Origin of the sequence: Burkholderia sp. Ac-20392, assembly GCF_017104585.1 — a bacterium.
GTDB lineage: Bacteria > Pseudomonadota > Gammaproteobacteria > Burkholderiales > Burkholderiaceae > Burkholderia > Burkholderia lata.
The window spans coordinates 1-1253 of sequence record NZ_JAAGPB010001009.1 but is presented as its reverse complement, the minus strand read 5'-3'; the positions used below and the strand labels follow the sequence as shown (position 1 = coordinate 1253).

Genomic DNA, 1253 nt, shown 5'->3' with positions numbered 1-1253 from the left:
CTGCCGCGGTGGCCGACGCCGTGAAGTCGCGCATCGAGCGGATCGTCAACGATACGGTGATGCAGGAGCTCGGCGAGCTGCGCGGGATGATGGAAGAGCAGTTCGACAGCCTGATGTGGCACGACCGCCAGCGTCGCAGCGCCGTGCATGGCGCGCTGACGAAGCACCTGTTCGCGGCCGGTTTCTCCGCGCAGCTCGTGCGGATGCTGGTCGACAACATGCCGGCCGGCGACGGCGCGCAGACCTTCGAGCAGGCCGCCGAATGGGCGCAGTCGGTGCTCGCGTCGAACCTGCCGGTGCTCGAAAGCGAAGATGCGCTGATGGAGCGTGGCGGTGTGTTCGCGCTGATGGGGCCGACGGGCGTCGGCAAGACGACGACCACCGCGAAGCTGGCCGCACGCTGCGTGATGCGCTTCGGCGCGAGCAAGGTCGCACTGCTGACCACCGACAGCTACCGGATCGGCGGCCACGAGCAGTTGCGCATCTTCGGCAAGATCCTCGGCGTGCCCGTGCATGCGGTGAAGGATGCGGGCGACCTCGCACTGGCGCTGTCCGAGCTGCGCAACAAGCACATCGTGCTGATCGACACGATCGGCATGAGCCAGCGCGACCGCGCGGTATCCGACCAGATCGCGATGCTGCACGGTGCGAACGCGCCGGTGCAGCGCCTGCTGCTGCTCAACGCGACGAGCCATGGCGACACGCTCAACGAAGTCGTGCAGGCGTACCGCAGCGCGGGCGAGCATCCGGACCTGGCCGGCTGCATCCTCACGAAGCTCGACGAGGCGACCCACCTCGGCGGCGTGCTCGACACCGTGATCCGCTACAAGCTGCCGATCCATTACGTGTCGACCGGCCAGAAGGTGCCGGAGAACCTGTACGTCGCCTCGACCAAATTCCTGCTGAAGAGCGCGTTCTGTGTACCGCGCGACGGCTCGCCCTTCGTGCCGCAAGACGAGGACATGCCGACGCTGCTCTCCGCACTGACCGCACGTTCCACCGCCGAGCTGCACGAGGTGCGATTTGGATAAACGAATCATCGATCAGGCCGAAGGGCTGCGGCGCCTGCTGGCCGGGCGCGCATCGCGCATCGTCGCGGTGACGGGCGGGCCGGCGGGTGTCGGCTGCACGTCCACTGTCGTGAACCTGGCGGCGGCGCTCGCGTCGCTCGGCAAGGATGTGCTCGTCGTCGACGAGCGTGCCGACGTGCATTCGGCCAGCGCGACGCTGGCGGGCGCGTGGCTGCGCGACGG

General features: G+C 68.2%; 2 protein-coding genes. Both read left to right on the top strand.

Annotated features, from left to right (window positions below):
* Positions 1-1031, top strand: a 1031-nt coding sequence (gene flhF, locus G3N99_RS40475; RefSeq protein WP_206125224.1) for a flagellar biosynthesis protein FlhF, incomplete at its 5' end; no start/stop codon positions are given.
* A partial coding sequence (locus G3N99_RS40470; RefSeq protein ID WP_206125223.1) for an AAA family ATPase occupies positions 1024-1253 on the top strand: 230 nt, incomplete at its 3' end. The genes flhF and G3N99_RS40470, both read left to right, overlap by 8 nt.